General features: G+C 51.3%; 22 protein-coding genes and 1 pseudogene. 2 read left to right on the forward strand and 21 right to left on the reverse strand.

What is annotated here, in order from left to right:
- Window positions 1-131 precede the first annotated feature (131 nt).
- The 9 genes from OGV83_RS20020 to OGV83_RS20060 are packed head-to-tail and all read right to left on the reverse strand — an operon-like array spanning window position 132 to window position 7,163.
- On the reverse strand, window positions 132-2,795 hold the full coding sequence (locus tag OGV83_RS20020) for a conjugative transfer ATPase (protein WP_286464567.1): 2,664 nt from the start codon (window positions 2,793-2,795) through the stop codon (window positions 132-134).
- On the reverse strand, window positions 2,795-3,184 hold the full coding sequence (locus OGV83_RS20025) for a TIGR03751 family conjugal transfer lipoprotein (protein WP_286464475.1): 390 nt from the start codon (window positions 3,182-3,184) through the stop codon (window positions 2,795-2,797). Before OGV83_RS20025 ends, OGV83_RS20020 begins: the two co-directional genes overlap by 1 nt.
- The gene (locus OGV83_RS20030) at window positions 3,184-4,521 is read right to left on the reverse strand and encodes a TIGR03752 family integrating conjugative element protein (RefSeq protein WP_286464477.1); all 1,338 of its coding nucleotides are present in this window, start codon (window positions 4,519-4,521) and stop codon (window positions 3,184-3,186) included. The genes OGV83_RS20025 and OGV83_RS20030 overlap by 1 nt, the downstream gene beginning before the upstream one ends.
- Window positions 4,518-5,306 (reverse strand): TIGR03749 family integrating conjugative element protein, encoded by a 789-nt coding sequence (locus OGV83_RS20035; RefSeq protein WP_286464478.1) that lies wholly within the window; start codon window positions 5,304-5,306, stop codon window positions 4,518-4,520. Before OGV83_RS20035 ends, OGV83_RS20030 begins: the two co-directional genes overlap by 4 nt.
- On the reverse strand, window positions 5,303-5,929 hold the full coding sequence (locus tag OGV83_RS20040; RefSeq protein WP_286464480.1) for a PFL_4703 family integrating conjugative element protein: 627 nt from the start codon (window positions 5,927-5,929) through the stop codon (window positions 5,303-5,305). The genes OGV83_RS20035 and OGV83_RS20040 overlap by 4 nt, the downstream gene beginning before the upstream one ends.
- Window positions 5,926-6,279, reverse strand: a complete 354-nt coding sequence (locus tag OGV83_RS20045) for a TIGR03750 family conjugal transfer protein (RefSeq protein WP_286464482.1) — start codon at window positions 6,277-6,279, stop codon at window positions 5,926-5,928. Before OGV83_RS20045 ends, OGV83_RS20040 begins: the two co-directional genes overlap by 4 nt.
- A 3-nt stretch (window positions 6,280-6,282) precedes the next feature.
- Window positions 6,283-6,609 (reverse strand): TIGR03745 family integrating conjugative element membrane protein, encoded by a 327-nt coding sequence (locus OGV83_RS20050; RefSeq protein ID WP_049059555.1) that lies wholly within the window; start codon window positions 6,607-6,609, stop codon window positions 6,283-6,285.
- An 18-nt stretch (window positions 6,610-6,627) separates the two neighbouring features.
- A complete protein-coding gene (locus tag OGV83_RS20055; RefSeq protein ID WP_286464484.1) occupies window positions 6,628-6,861 on the reverse strand; it encodes a TIGR03758 family integrating conjugative element protein in 234 nt (77 codons plus the stop codon).
- Complete coding sequence (locus tag OGV83_RS20060; protein ID WP_464223474.1) at window positions 6,858-7,163, reverse strand: integrative conjugative element protein, RAQPRD family; 306 nt, start codon at window positions 7,161-7,163, stop codon at window positions 6,858-6,860. The genes OGV83_RS20055 and OGV83_RS20060 overlap by 4 nt, the downstream gene beginning before the upstream one ends.
- A 362-nt stretch (window positions 7,164-7,525) precedes the next feature.
- On the opposite strand from OGV83_RS20060, the gene OGV83_RS20065 reads away from it, so the two are divergent.
- A complete protein-coding gene (locus OGV83_RS20065) occupies window positions 7,526-10,333 on the forward strand; it encodes an SIR2 family protein (protein WP_286464488.1) in 2,808 nt (935 codons plus the stop codon).
- Window positions 10,334-10,519: 186 nt separating this feature from the next.
- Here OGV83_RS20065 and OGV83_RS20070 read toward each other — a convergent pair.
- The 12 genes and pseudogenes from OGV83_RS20070 to OGV83_RS20125 form a co-directional block, all read right to left on the reverse strand.
- Window positions 10,520-11,199 (reverse strand): annotated as a pseudogene (locus tag OGV83_RS20070) (TIGR03747 family integrating conjugative element membrane protein).
- Window positions 11,199-11,465 carry a hypothetical protein gene (locus tag OGV83_RS20075; protein WP_286464490.1) on the reverse strand — a complete coding sequence of 89 codons (267 nt, stop codon included), beginning with the start codon at window positions 11,463-11,465 and terminating at the stop codon, window positions 11,199-11,201. Before OGV83_RS20075 ends, OGV83_RS20070 begins: the two are co-directional and overlap by 1 nt.
- On the reverse strand, window positions 11,428-13,461 hold the full coding sequence (traD, locus tag OGV83_RS20080) for a type IV conjugative transfer system coupling protein TraD (protein ID WP_286464491.1): 2,034 nt from the start codon (window positions 13,459-13,461) through the stop codon (window positions 11,428-11,430). Before traD ends, OGV83_RS20075 begins: the two co-directional genes overlap by 38 nt.
- Complete coding sequence (locus tag OGV83_RS20085; protein ID WP_286464492.1) at window positions 13,458-13,865, reverse strand: integrating conjugative element protein; 408 nt, start codon at window positions 13,863-13,865, stop codon at window positions 13,458-13,460. The genes traD and OGV83_RS20085 overlap by 4 nt, the downstream gene beginning before the upstream one ends.
- Window positions 13,862-14,395: a lysozyme family protein gene (locus OGV83_RS20090; protein ID WP_286464493.1), complete on the reverse strand. Its 534-nt coding sequence runs from the start codon at window positions 14,393-14,395 to the stop codon at window positions 13,862-13,864. Before OGV83_RS20090 ends, OGV83_RS20085 begins: the two co-directional genes overlap by 4 nt.
- Window positions 14,371-15,021 carry a TIGR03759 family integrating conjugative element protein gene (locus OGV83_RS20095; protein ID WP_286464495.1) on the reverse strand — a complete coding sequence of 217 codons (651 nt, stop codon included), beginning with the start codon at window positions 15,019-15,021 and terminating at the stop codon, window positions 14,371-14,373. Before OGV83_RS20095 ends, OGV83_RS20090 begins: the two co-directional genes overlap by 25 nt.
- 6 nt (window positions 15,022-15,027) lie before the next feature.
- Window positions 15,028-15,624: a hypothetical protein gene (locus OGV83_RS20100; RefSeq protein ID WP_286464497.1), complete on the reverse strand. Its 597-nt coding sequence runs from the start codon at window positions 15,622-15,624 to the stop codon at window positions 15,028-15,030.
- The gene (gene pilL2, locus OGV83_RS20105; RefSeq protein ID WP_286464498.1) at window positions 15,617-16,081 is read right to left on the reverse strand and encodes a PFGI-1 class ICE element type IV pilus protein PilL2; all 465 of its coding nucleotides are present in this window, start codon (window positions 16,079-16,081) and stop codon (window positions 15,617-15,619) included. The genes OGV83_RS20100 and pilL2 overlap by 8 nt, the downstream gene beginning before the upstream one ends.
- Window positions 16,082-16,201: 120 nt before the next feature.
- The gene (locus OGV83_RS20110; protein WP_286464499.1) at window positions 16,202-16,618 is read right to left on the reverse strand and encodes an STY4534 family ICE replication protein; all 417 of its coding nucleotides are present in this window, start codon (window positions 16,616-16,618) and stop codon (window positions 16,202-16,204) included.
- Between the two features lie 572 nt (window positions 16,619-17,190).
- Complete coding sequence (locus OGV83_RS20115; protein WP_286464501.1) at window positions 17,191-17,685, reverse strand: DUF3158 family protein; 495 nt, start codon at window positions 17,683-17,685, stop codon at window positions 17,191-17,193.
- The gene (locus tag OGV83_RS20120) at window positions 17,675-18,373 is read right to left on the reverse strand and encodes a PFL_4669 family integrating conjugative element protein (protein WP_286464502.1); all 699 of its coding nucleotides are present in this window, start codon (window positions 18,371-18,373) and stop codon (window positions 17,675-17,677) included. Before OGV83_RS20120 ends, OGV83_RS20115 begins: the two co-directional genes overlap by 11 nt.
- Window positions 18,374-18,651: 278 nt before the next feature.
- Window positions 18,652-19,971, reverse strand: a complete 1,320-nt coding sequence (locus OGV83_RS20125; RefSeq protein ID WP_286464504.1) for a hypothetical protein — start codon at window positions 19,969-19,971, stop codon at window positions 18,652-18,654.
- Between the two features lie 875 nt (window positions 19,972-20,846).
- Between OGV83_RS20125 and OGV83_RS20130 the strand changes: the two genes are divergently transcribed.
- Entirely contained in the window at window positions 20,847-21,143 is a 297-nt protein-coding gene (locus tag OGV83_RS20130) for a helix-turn-helix transcriptional regulator (protein ID WP_032170376.1), read from the forward strand.
- Window positions 21,144-21,333 lie beyond the last annotated feature (190 nt).

Below are 21,333 nucleotides of genomic sequence, written 5' to 3' on the forward strand. Positions count from 1 at the left end.
GGTATACCAGCTACCATGAATGCTGACCTTTAAGCTAGCGCGTAAACACTATCATTTCAACTGATGAATTTTCTAAGGTTATTGCTCTTTTTTGGCCCGGACTGACCACTGGTTTTTATAGCAACAGCGTATCAATACAAGCCATCTACCTGTAAAGCACTCTCCGCCACCCTCATCGCCGCCTCCAGTTCACTACACCCAAACTCCCGCATAATCCGCATCCTTTCCGCCTTTTCATGTTTCTCCGTCATCCCCAGCGCCAGCCACAGGGCAGGGGAGACTACCCGGAACAGCGCTTCCACTCGCGGCGAAAGCACCACGCCTTCGGTATATTTTCCTGGCGCTTTAGTCGCGCTGAGCAGGAGCTGACGCTGTTCTGGCGTCAGAGATTTAAAGCGGCTGACCTGTTCTACTTCCTCGGGCGGCATCACCAGCAGTTCCCACCACTCGATCATATTGAGCAGTTTTTTCGCATCGTCCGGGAAGTCACTCAGGTTCTGCGTCGCCAGCCACAGCCAGATCCCCAGCTTGCGCCACATCTTCGAGCCTTTGGTCAGAAACCGCGCCAGCAGCGGGTTGACGGTTATGATATGTGCCTCGTCGGTAATATTGACGATGGGCCGGGCCAGATGCTGGTCACGCTCACCAAGGTTGTTGATATGATTAATCAGAGAGATATAGGCGATCGCCAGTTGCGCTTCATATCCTTCACGGGCAAACATCGCCAGATCCACCAGAGTGATATCTACCTCCGGCCACGCCTCACCCTCGCGGTTAAACAATTCCCCTTCAAACCCGGAGCAGAACATATTCATTGCTTCGCCCATCTCCCACAGTCTGTTACGGCGGGATTCCGGTAGCGCTGCATCCTGTGCCAGCGTAAACAGAGCATCGCGGATATCCTGGGTCAGCGTCTGTCTTTTCTCTCGGGTGGTGAGCCGGGCCGCGTGCAGAATCGCTTCGCGAATTAATGCCCGGTCAGAGCGGGTGAGGCGGGCATCCTCTTTCAGCTCACCTCCGGTGATCATCAGGCGGGCTGTGATCTCCATCTCGCCCAGCAGATCGCGCTGTTCGTTATCGGCGTCTTCTGGATCGTCATCATCCGGTTCTGCTGAAGGCGCGTCGCTTTCCGCCAGCTTCCATGTGTCGGCAAACAGCGGCAGCGTGATGCCGGAGCCGGGTTTCAGGCTGATTTTATTCACCGTCAGGCCATGTTCGCGGGCGTAATCGGCCATCAGCCCGAAGGAATTGCCCGCCTCGACGATAAAAAGGCGCGGTCGATGCAGCGCCATCAGTTGCGCAATTTTTGCGTTCAGGGTGGCTGATTTGCCTGCGCCAGTCGGGCCGAGCAGCAGCAGGTGGCCGTTCTGGGCGCGGTCCTCACGGTTGAGCAGATCCCAGCACAGCATTCCGCCGCCCCGGTTGAAATAGCTGACGCCCGGATGCCTGGTGCCGCTCTCGCGGCCAAACAGCGGCAGCAGGTTGGCGAGATGCTGTACGAAGCTGAAGCGGGTATAGAGCTGGCGCTTGTCTCGCGCTGGGTCGAAGCACATCGGCAGCCAGCGCAGCCATGAACTGAGCGGGGCGAGTTCGTCATTCTCCTGTACCGGAACCATACCCGCGTTCAGCAGCAGGCTGTTCAGGCTGCGCACGTGTCGGGTCAGTTCGCCGTTATCCGGGGCGGAAAGATAAAACGCCAGCGCGCTGCGGTAGAGTTTGTGGCCGTCCTTCAGCCAGTGGCGCACCTCCTGACAGTCTTTTTTGGTGTACTCCGATTCGACGTTCTCACCGATGGCGCGGTCGCTGAGGCGGCTTAAATGTTCCTCCAGCCGATCCTGCGGCCAGACGACGATGGTCAGCGCCATAACTACCCCTTCCGGCAGCAGGTCGAACAGTGCGTTAATGCCGTCGCCGCGTGCGGCTTCTCCGGTCATATGGCCGACGGTGGGCGGTTTGCGCAGCCTGTCCAGTACGATGACCTTATGAGGACGCTGGTCAAACAGCCATGCCCCTTGTGCGGACTGCGAGCGTGGTTCACTGCACAGCAGGCTCTCGGCAAAATCGTTCAACTCCGGCGAGTCATCCTGCTGCGTCATCTGTTGCCAAAATTGCCGGGGCGAGTCGGCCATCTGCGGGGCGGGATTAAACCAGCGCAGCAGCCAGTGGCGAATGGCCTCACACTCCAGCCTGCGGGCGTGAATACCCGCGCCCGCCAGTGCGGAAATCATCCGTTCGCAAACGGTGTTCAGCGCCTCTTCCGGCGAGTCTTCCAGCGGATCGCGGGATTTATTGGGTAGCCAGCGGTAGACCACTATGCGGGTGTGGCGTTGCTGAGCACGCCAGCGGGTATGGCTGACGGCATCGTCCAGAAAATAGCCTTCCGGGCGGGAAACGGCGTGCAGATGGCGTTCCATTTCCTCCAGCCAGGCACGGGTAAAATCAGAGTTCCGTGCTTCCGGTACGGCGTAGTCATGCAGTGCGGCCAGCCAGCTTGCGGTGTCGTCCTCATCCTGACAGTAAAACTGCACCACCCACGGATGGCGGTCGTATTCCGTGAAGCTGTCCTGGAGCGCGTCCTTCAGGATATCGCGTAATTCTTCCAGCCGTGCCGGAGAGCGGCCTTCGGTGCCGAACGGCGTGATATCGTACACCGCGCCGACCGAGCGCCCGTCATCCAGCAGCAGCGTTTTGCTTTCCGGCTGGTACTCCACCCACGGCAGAAAATCGACGAACGACGCGCCTTTCTGGTACAGGCTGTCTACCGTCTGTTCGGTCAGGGTGCCGCTGCGCATCATCACAGCGGATCGGTCCGCTCGCCGGGCAGGGCGTATTGCACCCGGTTATAGAAGGGGAAGATGGTGGTGTAGCCTGGCACCGGGACACCTTCGCTGCCTGCCAGATGAGGGAAGATATACATCTCCAGATCCGGATTCGGCAGCCGCCGGAACAGCGCCTGCGTGGCATTGCCGTCGCTGCGTGTGGTCTGCTGCTGTTGCTCGGTTAGCGTGGCGTCATCCAGCGGGCGACGTAGGACTGAGCGTGCATCGTACAGCGCCTGCGCATCGTTATTCTGTCGGCCCCAGATGTTCAGCATGGTGGTGTTTTCATCCACCGGCAGCAGGGTTTTCTGGTCGGTGCTACAGGCGGTCAGCAGCAGTGATAACAGCAGTATCAGAGTACGCATCAGTCTAGGTCTCCAGTGCGTTCGCCCGCCGTGCGGTAGTTCACCCGCCGTCCGTCAGGCTCGTAGTCGATAGCTAACTGGCGAGTGATATGGATGGCGACGTCCTGGCCGGGCGGCACGTAAATGGCGTCGAACATTTGGCCGTAGCGTTGTTTAAACCAGTCGGCGCTTTCTTTCAGACCGCCGCCCAGCGCCTGGCCGAGAACGTACTGCCCGCTGTCGCCCGTAAGAGCGGTGGTGATGGAACCATCTTCCACGGTGGAGGTGGTCTGGTTGTTTGCCAGTGCCTGCGCGGCGGCGGACGATCCGGCCAGTAGGAACTGCGAGCCGATATATTCGGCGGCGTTGGATTTGCGTTCGCCGGGGATGCAGGGCAGACCGTGGGGATCGGACAGCCAGCCGATATTACCTTCCGTACCGCTTCCGGTTTTATCGCCTTCGGCGGGTAGCGTGCGCACCGTGCCGTCACGGAAGACAAAGGTGATTGACGTTAAACTGCCGCGCACGCAGGAGAGTGTCCAGTCGCCAGTGGCACTGCCAGAGATCACCGCGCCTTCAATATCGGGCAACTCGATGCCGTTGGCGGTGAGGTTATCGCGGCCAATCAGCACCTTGAACGGGTAAGGATCGGTGACGCTGCCGTTAAGCGGAATGCGCCCCAGCAGCGCAGTCATCGTCACCGAGCCGATTAACGTGCTGTTCTGCGGCAGGGTGTAGACCGGTTTGACGACGGCGGGAGGCGGTACTTCTGGTTGTGGCGCAGTGTTCTGCATCGCGGAAGGAAAGGCCAGTGCAGGTTGCAGCGGGCGACCGTTTTTATCCGTTGGCAGGGCGTCGGCGGGGGCTATCCAGCGCAGTGGTTCGCCGGAAGCTGCCTCCGGTTCATCAATGCCCAGCCCGGCCAGCGAGTCGTCCGTTGTTCTGTTGCCCTTAAGCTGCCGGATCTGCGCCTGTAACGAACTGAGCATTTCATTTTGCTGCTCTGAGGCGCTGGTCTGCTGGCGGTTAATAGCTTCGTTGATGCGGCTGTCGGTGTTCTGCTCGCGCTCACGCAGGCGCTGATTTTCCTGTAACAGCGCGGTGTTACTGGCTTTTACCGTTTCCAGTTCCTTACGCCAGAGTTTCATCTGGCCGACCAGCGTGGCGACGGTATCGGCTGGCGTGTCGCCCTCAATTCCCAGCGCTTTCAGCTCGTCGTGGCTGAGGGGCGTTGCAGGTGCAGAGGATTTTGTCGGCGTGGTTTTGCGATCCTGGCAGGCATGGAACAGCAGAATGCTTCCCGCCAGCAGGATGAGCGGCGTCAGAACCCGCAATAGGATATTCGCCTGGAGCTTCATTTTTTCTTCTCCGGCGCAGGCTCCGGCAGGATCGCCTGTTCAGGATGCTGATTGCGGGTGATGAGATATAGCACGGTGGTGTCTTCGGCGCTGCCCGCAGCCCCCAGCCAGCGATGCTGAAAGGAGGCGGCGTAAAACTGCCCCTGAAGCTGGCGCGGATCGAGTTCCAGTCGGGTGGCGCTTTTATTCTGAAGCCGGATCGCCGCCAGGTGATAAGGATCCAGTCGCCAGCCGCCGATCGGTATGGCGCGGACGGGTAGCGCGGGCAGCAGCGTGGTGATAGTTTTTGCCAGCCGCACGCCTTCGGGCTGCACGTCCGGCAAAGGCTCGACGGTGCGTAGCGGAGCATACAGCATCTGCGCGGCATAGCGGGTGAGCGCGACCGGCAGCGGCGTGGAGGGTAAGGGTTCAGGAGTTGCATCGGGCTTCGCGTCAGTCGCCTTTTTCTCTTCGCGGACAATGCGCATCGGTTCCCGGATGCGCTCTCCCTTGCTGGCGGAGACGTCCAGCAACATCAGCTCGCCGTTTTCTGTGTCCTGAAGCTGTAGCCGGGTGGCGGCAAACGGCTGGCTGGCGAGTAAATACAGCGTGCCGTTGCTGCTCTGGATGCGCAGCTTACCTTCCAGCGCGGCGGGATAGCCCACCCGGACATTACGATCGACAAAGACGATCCGCTCCTGCCCGATGTTCAGCGCCACCGGCAGCGGGATGCGCTCCCACTTCACCAGCTCGACGGCGTGCAGGGGCAGGGTAACCAGCAGGATCAGCAGTGGGCGGACATTCATGGTTTAGCCGCCTCCAGCTTCTGCGGCGGCGATGAGAAGCAGTCCAGCGCCAGTCCCCACGGATTTTTCTGCTGGTCGATGTTATAGCGCAGTACTTTGATGGGGTAACGGACCATCGCCCGCTTGACGGGTTCGGAGTGGAAATACTCATCGACGGTCAGATCCAGCGTCACAATCCAGTTATCGCGGTCGAGGATCTGCACCCGCTTGTCGCTGAATCCCCGACCGGGGATTTCATACACGCCGCGCACCCGGTCGCGCAGTTCACCGTTTTGCAGACGCTGGCGAAACTCATGGTCAATCTGGCTGTAGCAGCCGGGAGTGAGGTAAGCGCGTAGGGCACTGAGGTTGTGGGGATAATCGGCCTCGCCGTTGGTCGGCCAGCGGTTAATCTGCTGAAACACTGAAAACGCGAAGGCATACACCGTGGCGGGCGGCACTTCCCACCACGGACGCTGACTGGCGGCACGGAGATCCGGCGGCAGGTACACAGTGAGCTGGTGAGGGGCGCTGTACCAGCCGAATCCCATGCCTGATGCCAGCAGGAATAACGCGACCAGCGCAATATGCAGGATGCGGATATGCGCATCCCGCGCGGCCAGTGCATGTTTAAAGGCGCTCATCGTCGGCTCCGGCGAATGGCCCAGACGCCATCGTGCAGGATAAAACGTTGTGCGCCGATGCCGACGCAGGCCAGTTTCAGCTCCAGCGCCCGGTACAGCCAGCTTTCCGGGCGACCGCGTTTTAGTCGTGCCAGCCAGCGCCCGCCGCAGAGGATCGCCAGCGCACCGCCGGGCAGGGAGCTGCCGGGGATAAGGCTCCAGTTGCGCCACAGTATTGCCGGAATGGTCCCGGCGATTGCACCGGTAGCCAGCCCGACCAGCAGTGCTATCAGCAGCTCGCTGACCGTCAGGCCGCGAAACACCGCAGGCTCGCGGTTCAGCCGTTCCGGGAGAAAGGGGATGGTGCTCATGGTTTACAGGATGTCCGAGGCCTGGTTGAGCAACCAGATGGTGATCACCAGCAGAACTGCGCCGACGCCCGCCATTGCGCCTAAATCTTTCCACTGCTTCCGTCCGCCCTGAATTTCGGAGTAGGTGGCGATGCAGTTGTTGGCGACCACCAGAAAGCCTACGGCGCAGACGCCCAGCGTCATCAGGATCACGATGTCATAGCCGTAGTTCTGCAACGTCTCCATGATGCCGTCGCCCTGACCGCGTGAGGGATCTTCCATCTCTGGCAGATCGGCATATGCAGGCAGGGCCGGGAACCATAGCAGCCATCTGAAGATGCGTTTTTTCATTGTGCCTCCTGAAATCCGCTAGCTCAGCACCAGCCAGAAGCTGACCAGTAGCAGTAAGATGGTGCGCCCGCCGATGCTGCCCAGCGCCCGCCAGCTCACTCGCGCAGTCGCCACGCCCCGGTAGGCATCATTCAGCACCCAGACCACCCACAACAGGAGGAAGGCGCTGAACAAGCTGAGCATCACCAGGCTGACAGCATCGGGCTTCACCAGACTGGCGGCCCGGAACGCGCTGATTTGTTCAGGACTCATGGCGTGGTTTTCTCCTCACGGTATTGCCCGACCAGCGTTGCTGTATTTCGCGGCTGGGCGCGGGTGGGTGTGAGGTAATGTTCAATCCCGCTACGTAGAGTGGTGATATCGCCGTGGATACGCGGATAGTCGAAGTAGTAGCGCTCGTTAATGCCGGTTCTGGCGCTTTGCTGGGCGCGGTGGAGCGAGGCTTCGATTTGGCTAAGCTGGTTGAGGGACAGGGTTAGCTCTTCGCGCTCGGTGAGGGGGGCAGCGAAGGCGGGAGAAGCACAGAATAGGGCGATTAGAAGTGAAGTGATCAACTGCATGGTATGGTTTTCCCCTTTCCTATTTATTAGATAACATGCTACAAACCAGAAGGGGTGGCAGTACGAAATTGAAAATGCAGTTACTAGATTTAGAAGCAATATCTTTTAAGTTGTAAAATTAATGGTATTAATGTGATTGCAATCACATTATACGATATCAATATTTGATATCGGATTGTCCGTGAAAAATATTTATTTGACATAAAATATATAAGGTGTAAACAAACAAACTACGCCTTGGCTTTTTGCCGGATTATTTTAAATTCTTATGTATCTGTTTGAGATGCCTATGGTTTATTAGGCATGCTTCGGTTAAGATATTATAATTTTGTAATGTCGAATTGTGGAGTTAGTTTATGGTTAAGTTTAATTACCTTTCATTTCCCGAGCATGATTTAAAGGAAATATTGACATCGGCACAAGACAATAAATTGGTGTTTTTTATAGGTTCTGGTTTCTCTAAATTTAGTGAAACTGAGTTTGTAAAAATTCCTGACTGGACTGAGTTGATCAATGAGTTAAAAGAAGATTTAAATCTTCCCTATGAAAGCGATTTTTTAAAAATTGCACAACTGTATTTTCTCAAATACGGTCAGCACTCGTATGTTCAGAAAATAAAATCTTCCATTAAAGACTTAGAGCCTAGTTCTTTCCATAAAAGTTTATTTGATTTAAATCCCCACTATATTATTACAACTAATTGGGATGACTTAATTGAGAAAACTGCACAGGATATGGGGCTTGCCTACGATCTGATCAGTTCTGATGTAGACTTGGCGCAAAGTCAGTTGGACAAGAAAATTATAAAAATGCATGGGGATTTTCGACAACATAATTTTGTCTTTAAAGAAGACGATTATTTGCAATATAGTCAAAATTTCCCTCTTGTAGAAAATTATATAAAAGGTATTTTTTCAACCTGCACAATAGTATTTTTGGGCTATTCTTATAGTGATTATGATTTAAAGCAGATAGTGTCTTGGATTACAAGTATATCTAAGGCGACACCTAAAAAGTATTTGCTTCAACGGACGTTTGATGATGCCCAAGCCTACTACTTAAGAAATCATGGGATATCCTTACTCACGCCAATAAAGCCTAACATCGATTATCATGAATTATATTCAAATCTTTTTAAGAACCTGAAAACTATAAATAACCAAGATGAACTTATTAAGGAGATTTTGATTTCTGCTGAAATTGAATTAATAAAAGTAGATGAAGATATAAATGCCTCAATTACAGATAAGGAAAACGCAAAGGACCATATTTATGATTTCCTTACAAGCAAAATAAATAAGGCCTTGGATAATAAATTTAAGACATTATCTCAGTATAAAGTATTGTTGCCTGAGCAGATTAGTCGAAGACTGACAAACAGTACTATTGCTTATAATTCCTCTGATATCACATTGATATCTCACGGGCAATTTCTGACTGGTGATTATAATAGACATAGCAGAAAAATCAATAGTATATTTCTTAACAATATACTAAGTGTTAGAAGTAAATATACGAATAACTTCCTATCTATTTTAGAGAAGGCGTTTATAAATAAAATTAATTACGATAAAAACTCTTATGAATTAAGAAAGTCGACATATCTTTTTAATGATGTGATTTATAAAAAGATCACTTTCGAATATTCTAAGAATAGTGTGGATATATCCTTTATTAATAATGATTACAAAAAATCATTGGAATACCTAATATCAGAAGTAAAGTATTTTCTCAAAGAAAGAAACTATATACGTGCAACCATTTATATGGCTAACTTTGATTTTATTTATAGTTTTGTTCAGAGTACTGTATCAACTAAATTTGATGAATTTAAAGAGCGATCAGAGAAAATACTAGAGAAATTTTCACTATTTGATTATAAGAATAAAGTGCTGGACTTTCCCAGGGAAATGCAAAAAGATCTACACGACTTGATAGATATTCTTGAATTTAATGAAATATATAAAGCATATTATAAATTTAATATTGAGAATCAAAAGAACTTAGGTTATGCCAGGATTAGGAAGGAAGGTGGCGTTGCATTTTCCGACGGAGAATTTAGTATAAGATCAAAGTTGTATCCATATGTGTGTTTTATTTTGGGTAATGATATTTTTATTGAAGATTTTAGAGAGGTGAAACAATTCTTTGAGTCCATCATGCTGGGGAGCTTAGAACATTATTTCATTGAGGGAAAATTCCATGTAAATATTATGGATCTGTTTATTTTGATAAAATATTGTGATGAGAAGAAAATTAAAGAATTTGCTGGTAAAATGCTTAAAGAACAGAAAATTATAAATATAAGCGAGTTCAACCTCAAAGAAATTTCTCTTATTAAAAGGTATTTTCTTCTAACTTTAAAGAATTTAATTAAATTATTTGATATGCAAAATCCAAATTTAATGCATATGACATCCATTGATAAGTGGCTTAATAACTTATTGATTCTGATAGGTTATGTAAAATGGAATCAAAATCAAATGAAGTTAATAATTGATAGCTTGATTTCTTTACTAGAACATAGAACGAAAAATATGATGGTTTTTGAAAATACACAATATTTTCTGGCTGTGAATGCTATTTTATATAAAAAAACACATCCTGATATCTTAAGGCTTCTTGATGTCATACTGATAAAAATAGCTAACAATAAATTAAATGGCTATGACCAACAAATTATACAGACCAATACTTTGCGCAATATTTATGCTTTGTCTGAGAATCACAATCATATTTACGAAAATACTGAGTTGATAAAAAATGCTTTATTGATAATTAAAGCTCGTAGTGATGAGTGGAAAAAATTTATTACAGATAAATTATTGTTGAATCTTAAGCGCATTGGTTCGGAGAAAGTTAAACGTATTATAGATGATTTTATCGTGGGAGATGTTCTGATCTTACCGTGTGTAACACCAAAGGATTATATAGAACGTCTGTTGCTATTGGCTAATGGATATCCTATGTCTGCTAGTTTTTTAGAGGAACTAGCGTTATTTATTAAGTGTAATATACCTAGTAAACTATCTGACTTGGATTTTATCGTTGCAGGGGTTGAAACTGAAATGCCTCGGTTACTAAAGTATTTAATTGAAGAAAAAAATAGAACAGAGTTTCAATCTATACTTGATGATTTTAATAGTCGGATGAATAATGTTTAATTGATATAGGCTGACACGCCCTCCTCATTACCTAATATAAGGTGTGAGGGGGCTTTATATAGTGTTCTTGTTGTGGGGTATATTTATGTGTTTGGTGCTATTTTAACGGATTGTTATTTTAACAATTACCTCTTCTCCAGGTTGATACGATGTTAATCTGCTACTTAAACCTGTGATTGACTTCGATTATAAATATTTCTTAAAAGAGCTAAATATCATAAATACTATAAAACCTATTTCTACAGCTCCTGGCATAAAGATTAGTTTTGGCTCAAGGAAGGCAGCGACAAACATGCCAACCCTATTGCAGCAAGACTGGAAGAAACCATACGCCTGGCATGGTGATAAACAAACCCGGACTCATGGCCTGCGCCGAATCGCCGTAAGTCGCGTCTTACCAGCCCGTCGATGAGGCCAATGGTAATGGTGAGCGCAAACAGCGGCAGAGCCTGCAACAAAATCGCCAGTCGCAGCAAAAAGGTTAGGGTGACGTTACCCGCAGACAGTAACGCGCAGCGGATCACCGTAGTGACCGTCTCTGTCCAGAACAACCCACTTTGCCCGTTGAGCGAATGAACCAGTGTCGCAATCCCTTGCTGCAACGTACCGCTGACAAGCGCCAGATCTTCTACTAACCACACTGGTGCGCTAGCTGAACCCCGCCACCACTGCCATGTTGCCTGCAATACCTGTTCGCTATGGCTGGCGCAGGCATTCTGCCAGAACAATGCATCGCCCAGCCACTCCAGCGCTATTGTCAGCATCCATGCGCCGAGGCAAAAGCCAGCCAGCACGCCGGGAAGTAATGCTATCCAGCCGAGCAGTCCGGGGCGACGCACGGGTCCTGGTGACGCGTGGTCGGGCATCAGTGCAGCGGCAGAGTGGTATAGTGGCAGAGGAATCGAGCCTCGTGCGCCTCATCCAGCCGTATCTGAAAAATGTCGTGTTCGCCCTGCGGCGACGTGGCTTCGCGCCATGCCTGAAAGCCCTGTAAATTCATGCGGGCGATAATCTGGTCGGGCGTTTCTCCCTGCGTCAGCGCTTCCACCGCCTGTTGCAGGGGAAGAGGCAGCGTTTGCGCAGGCCACATCACTTCAACGCTCACGAGCTGGCGGTGTGTCCGGGGTGTCATCGGTCAGTTTCTCCGTGGTTTCGCTGTCATTCAGCCATAAAATAGGGTCATTTTTCTCCGTTACAACTGTCTCCGGGCGGTTCCACCAGACGGGCGCGCTGTCGTATTGTTTTTCCATATAACGGGCGATTTGCGCGATGTTTTCCGGCATCAGCGGATCGTGCGCGGTATCCGGTAACGGGATGCGTAATTTCCAGAGCTGGCCACCTTCCAGCAGGGCAAACGCCTGGCCTTTGGGGAGCTGCACCAGTGACGCTGGTTCCAGTAGCGGCACCTGTACGCTGCTCACTCGATCCTGGGTGTTGCTGGAAAACCCGATATTACCCTGAGCGTCGGCGCTGTCGGTGACGCCGGAGCTGACGCTGTTGCTGAGCACATCCACCTGCGGCAGTTGCTTCGTCAACAATTCGGCGGTGGCGGTCTCCCGTACCCGCATCATGATCAAGCTGTTGAAGTTGCCGACTACCTGGCCCGCTTTGGCGCGATCGCCGATGCGGGCTTCGATATCGGAAAGCGTCTGGGTGTAGGCCGTGACCTGCACGCCCGCGCCGCCGCCTTTGTTAATCAGCGGAATAAATTCATCGCCCATCAACTCGCTGAACTCATCGCAGTGCAGGTTGATGGCTGCTTTCTCTTCCGCCTGCGGCAGACCGTCCATCACGCCGTGCTTGTAGATATGCCCGGCGACGCTGACCAGATCGGCGAACATTGAATTGCCGACAGCGGCGGCAATCTCCGCATCGGACAGCGCATCCAGCCCGACATAGACAATCGCCCGCTGGCGAATGGCCTGCTGCCAGTCGAATACCGGGCGCGGATCGTTGAGATCGCCATAGTCCGGGGCCAGCAGTTGGGAGATTTTCCCGGTGGTCAGTTTTTCCAGTAGCGGTAGTAGCGAGGCGACGATCTTATCGAAATAGGTTTTGTCGTAGCGGACGGCGGAACGCAGGCCATCGAGGATCGGGTCATGCAGGCGGGTGGTGGAAAGGTACTGCTCCAGCGCGACGACGTAGCTGTCCCGTCCCTGAAGGTTACGCGGCGTGTTTTTCTCGGTGATGCCACCGGCAATCCGCACCACGTTGTCCCATGCCTGACGGTCGTGACCGGGTAGAAAGACGCGGGCGTAGTCGATAAACAGTTCGTCGATATTGATAACGTGACGGGCGATACGGGCATAATCCGGGCGCTGGCCCAGCGCCACCAGGGCGCGGGTTATTATGTTGACGAAGCGCCACGCGAACTCGCGAAAGGCGGCGGAGTTCCCTTCCGTGGAAAGCTGCCCGGCGATGCGGCTGGCAACTTCCGAGATGCGACCAAAGCGTCCGACGGCGTTATAGCGCGCGGAGATCTCCGGCCATCCCAGATGAAACAGCCAGAAGACGCTTTCCCGTCCAGTACGGTGCGCCTCCGCCCACACGCGGCGCAGCAGGTCGGCATCACCCTTCGGGTCGAAAACAATCACCGTGTCACCACGGCGAATATCCTGGGCAATCAGTAGCTCCGCCAGCCGGGTTTTGCCGACGCGGGTGGTGCCGAGCACCAGCGTATGCCCCGGTCTGTCGCGCAGCGGCAATGTGACGCTGCCTTCGTGCAGCTCCACGCCGTGCAGCAGTGGATCGCCGCCGCTGGCAGAAGGACGATCCGCGCGCAGCCAGTGCTCACACTGTGGCAGGCGACACAGATACAGCCGCTGGGTATGTGTGGGTAGCCAGCGAAAGCCGCGTCCGAGAAACAGGGCGTCAGGTAGTAATGGGATGCGGCTGGAGGAGAGCATCCAGAGCGGCAGATGACGCACGCGACGGCGAAAGCGCAGGATGCATAATCCCTGATTTAGCCGCAGGACGGACAGCGCAAGTAATGCCAGCGCTAGCAGCCAGCCGGAACAGGGCGTAAGTAATAGTGTTTGTGGTGCCGTCACGCACCATACTGCCGCCAGCAGGGCCGCGCTGGCGCTGTAAAGCTCCACCGCTGGGCGCAGGATAAAATCGAGCCTCACTGTTCCAGCCCCTTGTCGGTGATCAGTACCGGATACGCGGTGATGGGCAGGTGTTTTGCCATATCGTCGGCGCTGACGGGCAGCAGCGTTAACGCTGGAGCGATGGTCCGCAGGGCATTCAACCGCGCCAGCGTGGTGACGTTCACGACCAGCCCGGTGGCGTGCAGGGTTTTTAACACGTCCCGGTGCTGGCGCAGCCATTCTGTGGACTGTGGATCGTCGCCGATTAAGAACAGCGGCGTCATCCCCGGCAGGCTGAGCGCCAGATGGGGTTGCTGACCGGGATGCAGATTGTGGGTGATGACTGGCAGTAACCTGGCCTCATCCAGCGCCTGCATGGGAACGGCAGGTCCGGCAATCGCGGCGGCAGTAAACAGCAGCATGGCTGGAATAAGGTGTTTCATGGCGACGTCCCTGATGCGGAGAGCAGCCGGATTTGCAGGCTGATTTTCTGGCGGTAAACGGCGGCGGGCTTGCCTCCGGCGGGATGGTGGTAGTGGGCGGCGGCGTCCAGCCAGCTTCCGGGGGAAGCGTTGTAGCACTGACGCAGCAGCAGGGCGGTGACGGTGAGATTATCCGCCGGATCGAAGCTGGCGCACAGCGACGGAAACCACTGGCCGTTCCAGCCGAGATTAATCTGTCCCAGCCCGGCATCGATGCGTTTCAGGCTGCGGGTGCGGGCGAAGGCCAGTAATGCCTGGCAGGCTGAAGAACGGCTGGGGTAACGGTAGCCGGTTCCAGCAATATTCAGCGTCCACGGCCACGGATGCAGTCCCTGCGCCAGTCGGGTGCCGCTTTCAGCGCGGGCTACCGCGTAGAGCAGTTCCGCCGGAACCTGCTGCTGCTGGGCGATTTGCGCATACAGTGGTGGTACGGCGCAGGCGTGGGCGCTGATAAGCAGGCCGATTATCAGGGGGCTGAGACGGGACGCCATTGCTCCCCCTGTTGTTCGAGTAATAACGGCAGCTTTCCGCCGCCGAGGCGTTGCCAGCGACCGTTATCGTGATTAAGCGTTATCTGCCCGCGTTCGACTTTGCGCATATCAATATGCTGGCGCTGAGCCCAGCGTTGCAGGCTGGCATCGTCGTTACGGCTGTTGACCAGCCAGATGTCCAGCGGGCGGTCGTCGTTGATAAGCTTCTGCGCCAGCGTCTCGCAGACCGGACATTTTTCACTAACGAACAGCGCCAGTCGTGGCTGGACGACGCTGCGGATGGGCGTCAGCGTCGGGTAAAGCCGTTTCCACGCCTGGTTGTAGGCTCGCTGGAACGCCAGCTCTTTCTCCACCCGTTGATGCTCTTTACGAACCAACAGCTCGGCATAGCGCTGGCGTTCGGTGTCGCTGTTGGCCTCCACGCCGAGGGTGGTAAGAGGATCGAGTCCCGGCGACCAGATACCGCGCTCGCCCTGCCGCAGTTGCTGGTAGTGCTGCCATTCGCTGTCGGTTAATCCCCACTGCTGTGCCTGCGTGTGGGTGATGGTCTGTTCTTCAATACGGGTTTGCTGCGGGCTGGCAAACAGCGGCAGTAGCAAAAGGCACAGCAACAGATATCTGCGCATTGCGGTTTATCCTCCGGCGTTCAGCGTCAGCCGCTGCCCGCCTTTGCGGAATGTGGCGTGACTGCCGTCCAGTTGCAGCAATTGCCAGCCCTGCACGCTGTCGCCGGGGGCCACAAGCTGAAGTTGTGAGAGCGAGCGATAGCCGGATGGGGCGATGATGGCGAACTGCCGCCCGGCGCGAAACTCGCTGCCAATGAGAGAAAAAGGGGCCTTTGCGGCCCAAAGCGGAGAGAGGACGGGACGCTTTGCCGTGGCGCGGCTGCGCGTGGCGGACTGTTGTTGCAGGTGTTGATAACTGGTGCTCAGGGTCTGGACCTGTCTCTCCAGCTCCTTGATCTGTTCGTTAATGGGTTGAAGCTGTTCGGCCTGCGCGCTGGCGGCATTGTTAAGCTGTCTGGCAAGGGCTTCCGTGCGATCGGTGATGTTTTTTACGGCAACCTCCAGTTCGTGATAATCGCTGTCTGGCTGCGGCTGATTTATCTGGCGTTGTGTTTGTTGCTGCGCCAGTGTCAGGGTGTTCAGGCGGTTGACGCACCAGAACATCGCCGTCGCCAGCAGCAGGAGAGCAGCGCCGGTAGTCAGGTAAGCCAGACGTTTAAGCATGATGGTCTCCCGTTCCCGGCGTGTTCAGGTGAAAACAGACTTCGCGATTCAGTACATCGGTCTGCATCAACCAGCCCGGCCCGGCCAGCGTTTTCAGTGCCTCTTCCAGCCGCATCGGGCCGAGTCGGTATTGCGGAAGCGGCAACGGTTTGCCAGCCAGAAACTGCGTGGGATGGTCATCGACGCACAGGCTGTAGCCGCTCTGTTTCAGCAGCCAGGCGAAGGCGTCGCCAACGGTGAGCTTCAGGTTCAGCGGCAGGTTGATGTTGACGATTTGGTGCAGCGGGTTGCGCTGGGCTTCGTCGGGGCGGGTGTTAATCAGTAGATAGCGGTCATAGCGCACCACTTCAGGCGCGGGTGCGGGCACTGGTTTTGGCGCAGGCACAGCAGGCTGTTGGGGTGTGGTGCAGCCGCCCAGCATCAGAAGTGTGATAATCCATCTTGTTATTCGCGCCATTGTCTCTTTGAGTCTGGTGAGGAATAGCCAGAGGGTGTGCAAAGGAGGGAGGACAAACAACGGGAAATTGTTTTTTGGTGATGAAAAAAAGACGCCCGGAATGGGCGTCACGATAAAGATTCAGGCTGCATCAGCTTCCGCCTCTGCTTCCTGATTTCCGGCCTGCCAGACGACTTCACCGTCGATTTTGACAAGGCCAATATAGAGCAGCCGGGCTTTCAGGCTGACGCCTGTTTCGCCTTTACGCTCGCCTTTGCTGTAGGTGAACATATCGACGTATAAGTCGCCCAACCGGAAGTGGATTAGCACCTTGCGCTTTTCATTGACCGCCTGGTCGCAACGGGCGATCAGCTTACGCGCTTCGCTACCGGTGACTTTGCAGTCAAAGCGGACATAGTCCACGTCATCGGCGGCCCCGCTTAATGCGGCAATGTCACAGCATAAAAAAGGCTCGCCGCGTTTTGGGGTGACGGTGCGGACACGGTTAACGTAACCCAGACCGCTGGTGTACAGATTGAAGTAAGTTTTCTCGCTCATAGGATCCTCCCGCGTGACAACACGCGTTACCTGGTGATATGCAGAGTGCATCGGGTGAAAGGGATGCGCCTGTGTGATGCTGCGCAATTAAAAGGATTGTGTGTCAGGAACCACGCCTTACGGCGGGTAGCGTGCAGGTTCCGGCTACCAGATAAGCAAGGGGATTTAAACGAGGGGGAAGAGAAATTGCGAGACGATATTCTGTTTGCTGCACCTTAAATATCGTGTTCCGTACGGAGGCTGTTAAGGTGCAGCGGGCTGAAGGTATCACTGTTCGCGTAGGGTTACGCGCGATTTCTGCCAGCAGTGTAAATCGCAATAACTGGCGCTTGCGCACAAACGGATCCCGTTGTTATCCGGTGGGCGCCGGAAAAATGCAGGAGGTCCGGGCGGATAGCGAGACGGCTGTCGGCTGGCTATCCGCTCGGAATGAGGCTGAACAGGAGCGTAAAGGTTGTTTTGCGCGACGGAAACGTCACGAGCGCGAACAGGCAAAACAAGCCGCGCAGTCAGGTATGGCGTGAGAGTAATCGTGCAGTCGCTTAGTGTCGCGCTGCAACTCATGTCCTGCGTCAGCTATTTTGCCGCCCCTGATACAGCTTTTCCGCCTGTTCCATCTTTTCCTGACACTCCCGCGCCTGGCGGATAATGAAGGTCAGTACCGACATCTGCATATTGAATACGATGCGGTCCCGCTCGATTTCCAGCAAGGCATCTCTGGCGCGTTGCGGGATTTTGGGATCGCCAATCAGGTTGCAGAATGCCGGAGTGCCGGATTTGTTGTTCTGCTGGTTCCGCCAGCGCAGGAAGTTTGCGCCGGACGGGGCTGGGCCGATGGTGAATATCAGCGGCAGTTGGCGCACGGGGTAGCGTCTGGCGCTCTGGATCAGGCGTTGCATCAAAGGTTCCATCATCTCGCGCACGCTTCGGGCATTGCTCTCGAGCAACTCCAGCTCCCCCTTACTCTTAAAAGGCTTTAAAAGGCCTTTTAGCGAGGAGACGTAAGCCAGCATTTTATAGTCTTCATCAGCCAGCGACTGATAGCCGGTTACGAGGTTATTCATCATCGGCAGCTCCGGGGTTGTCGGTCTTGCCAGGCAATGGTGATGAAAACGATGAGCGCAGCTTGCCGCTCAATATCGCTTCCGGTAGCGGGCCTAAACGTTCAATGGCGGCTCTGGCCTGCGGTGTATCGTCGATAAAGTCCTGACGGGTCAGCCCGGAGCCGTGATATTTCTGCGCCAGGCCGAAGGCGCTTCGAATAACCGTTGCGCCGTTATTTAACCGGTTGTGCATTTCCCTGCGGGAGATGACGGCGATATGCGAGGCCAGCAAAAGCTGGCGTGCGAGCTGGTCGAAGTCGGTCAGCAGATAAACACCCTGATAGGCCAGCGGGGCGTTGATAAATAGCGGAAAGCGGGCAGGCTGAACATTGAAGCAGGTTTCAATATCGATGCCTTCTGGCAATTCGCTGAACATGGCTTTCGCCTGATCCAGCATCACTTGCATCAACTTACGCGACTGCACCAGTTTCTCTTCCATGCGCAGCATCCACAGATCGGCGTAAGGATCGTTATGTTCTGCGGCAATGCGCATCTGGTTGAGGATTTCGATAAAGCGCGGCATTCCGATGATTGGTGCAGGGCCATTCTCGGTTGCCCGTCGCCCGGTCCACAGTCGGGTGGCGTTATGGGTGTGAAGCTGAATATGGATCGCACTACGCAGGGGACCCATGTTGAAGGTGTAGTCCGACATATGTGTTTCCTGTTGCGGGTGGGTGTTCGCGCAGAGTGATGGCGTGAGGGGTTGTGAGCAATGGGAAAACAAAAACGCAGGCGGGAAGATTGCTGGGAGAGAGATTAATAACGTTATACTCGGTTAGATAATATTTTTAAGTTTGTAAGGACTTCCCTCTTATTAATTGATGTCGAGGATTAGTTATCCCTGTAACTTTGTTTTTTAATTATATACTTTCACTTTTTATATCTATAAATTAATGTCATTCTGGCGCTGAATTATCAACGCCAGAAAGGCTATGCTCTAATGCTAAAATTCTTAGTGCTGGTTATATTAGCAAGTATACCTTCATTTTTTTCATATTCAATTGCTAGCTTTTGCATCTCTTCATTCCAGTGTGACGCATCATTAACAATAAAAAGGCGATCCCTGCGTGATGATTGTATATTCGGCAAGCATGCACCAAAAATTATTTTCATATCTCTAAACTTGGATTGTGCAACAAGTAAATATTTACTGAGTTGAGAAAATAATATATTTAGAACAATATCATCAGATACATCTTCTGGTATCTCAGGGTAAATTAACCATAAGTATAACAATCCCGGAAAATCATTGGATTCGACAATGTTAGCCCAAAAGAATCTAGGATCTTCTTGTGCGACTTCAATTAATGGCATTGAAATAAGTTGACGTCCAAGTCTTGATTCAGAGGCTAATAATCTGAAAGCCCTCTCGTGGTAATTAATTGATTCATCTTGACCAATGATTAAACTTTGGTTTTCATATTCGGTATGAATGTGATCTATCAAATTATCTATAGTATAGGAGTTTTGTCGAGTTTCATGTCTTATTCTTTGATTTTCATCGCTATTATATTGTTCCCAAAGGCCTGGGCCGATATGATAAATGTCATCTGCTGTACGAAATAGTTCATATGGCATATGGAACGGAGCATTACCTGGCTGGCTAAGCATCCAGGCTGCCAATAGCTCTTCTTCGCCATATATTTTAATGTGCTTATCTGAAGTTGTAAGTAAGTTTTCCCTAGCTTGAATGTAATCAATGAAATCTCTGGTTGTATCTAAACATGTAAATATTTTATCTAGGCTGCTATCATTGAATATATGGACGAATTTTCTTGTGGGTATACCTATAGTAAATAAGGTGTCTTTTCCGGTACATGCTGTATCAATATTTAATCCATAGCGACCGTATTTTCTATAGCATGCGTTAGAGCAACCATTTGCGATAGCAATTAAATGAATGCATATTTCATCCGAATGTGGTAATTCCATTGAGAATGGCTCTGTTGCTTGAGCATCAGTATATAGATTGTCGGGATATGAGTTTATATGGTTATATGCACCATTTAGCTGTTTTATGCTGCTTTCGATAGCACTTTTATACCATCTATTCCATGCGATTTTTTCGTCAATTTCAATATTATACTTAATAAGTTTATCTGACATGATGATTACATCATTGCCAAAGACGACCATTACATCGCAAAATTCCTTTCCTTTCTTATAGAAAATATTACTGTGAGACCACATTGACAGAAATGTTTTCTTTGTGAAGTTAAGCAACCTCTCTTCTGATTCATTAACGGGCATATCTTTTAACCTCAGTTCTAAATATTATATAGTGTGAAGTTTTTATCTCCACTTGATTTTTTTAGTAAATGATGATTTTTATACTTTTCTTGTGGTTTTAATTTTCATAAAAGCATTGTACTTATTTTTATAATGCAAGCAGTTAAGTTTTCCTGTGTTTTTCGTTAGTGACATCTGTATGATCACTTTATTACCCCTAAGTCAGTGAATACTTAAATCTAATGTACATATATAATAGAATCATTATTTTCATGTTTTATAGTTATTTGCTTTTATAGCCTTTATTTTAAATCAAAGCAATACTATGGTTATTAATATTTCATTCATTGTTACCAAGCATGTCTAACTAAAAACTCTGTGGAATAATACTGCTCTCTTGGCTAGCCAGTGATATTGTCGTTTTATCTATTGATTTGTGATGGATTGATAGGTATTCATGTGATGCCGTTGGAATCATCTTTTGCCTATTGATTAGTTGCGGATTGATAGACGTTTATGTGATGCCAATGGCATCACCCTTTTACCTATTGATTGGTGTTGGATTGATAGGTATTGATGTGATTTCACTGGCATCAAAGCTTATTTTTCCTTTTATCTCTACATAAAGGGCACGTAAAATTCTCTTTTATGTAGAGATAAAAAACTCCCTTATTTGTCACTCTTAGCCCAACCATCTGGCGTTAGAATTAATTCACACCTTTTCTTCAAGTTATTCGCGCGAAAAACTTGAATTGGGGAATTTAACAATTTCCCGTTTCAGCTCGGTGATTGAGTAGAGTTCATTAGGTTAAGTCGTCTTTTTTACAGTCTATAGGGAGTATTGGTTAAAAACAGCTTATAGGCTGTAAAACGTTCTAGAAAATGGTGAATGCCTTATGAATACTGTTTATCCGTTGAAGACCTTAAATCAGTTACGCCCTCTTCTGATTGGCTTTCGTAAAGTAAATGGACTGACCCAAAAGGATATTGCAGAGAGGCTTGGCGTAACACAGCAAACCTATGCGCGATTGGAGGCGAACCCAGGTAGCGCCAGTATTGAGCGGTTGTTCAAAGTGTTTACTGTGTTGGGCGTTGAAATAGAACTTTCTTCTCCATTGGCTTCATCAGCCATAAATTCATATAAGTTAACTGATAAATATAGAGATTCTCTAGCCAGACGAGAAAAGTGGTGATGATGTCTATGTGATAGTCTATGGTGAAAACCTTAGAACATGTCGATAAAATTCATTTTTTTAAACGTGTTGCCGGAATATGCTTATGGCATCGACACGTTCTTATTATATGTCGATGAAATTCGCTTTTTTAAACATGTCTTCTGGATATGTTTACCGCATCGACACATTCCAGCCATATGTCGATAAA

Source organism: Citrobacter sp. CK189 (genome assembly GCF_030333505.1).
GTDB lineage: Bacteria > Pseudomonadota > Gammaproteobacteria > Enterobacterales > Enterobacteriaceae > Citrobacter_B > Citrobacter_B koseri.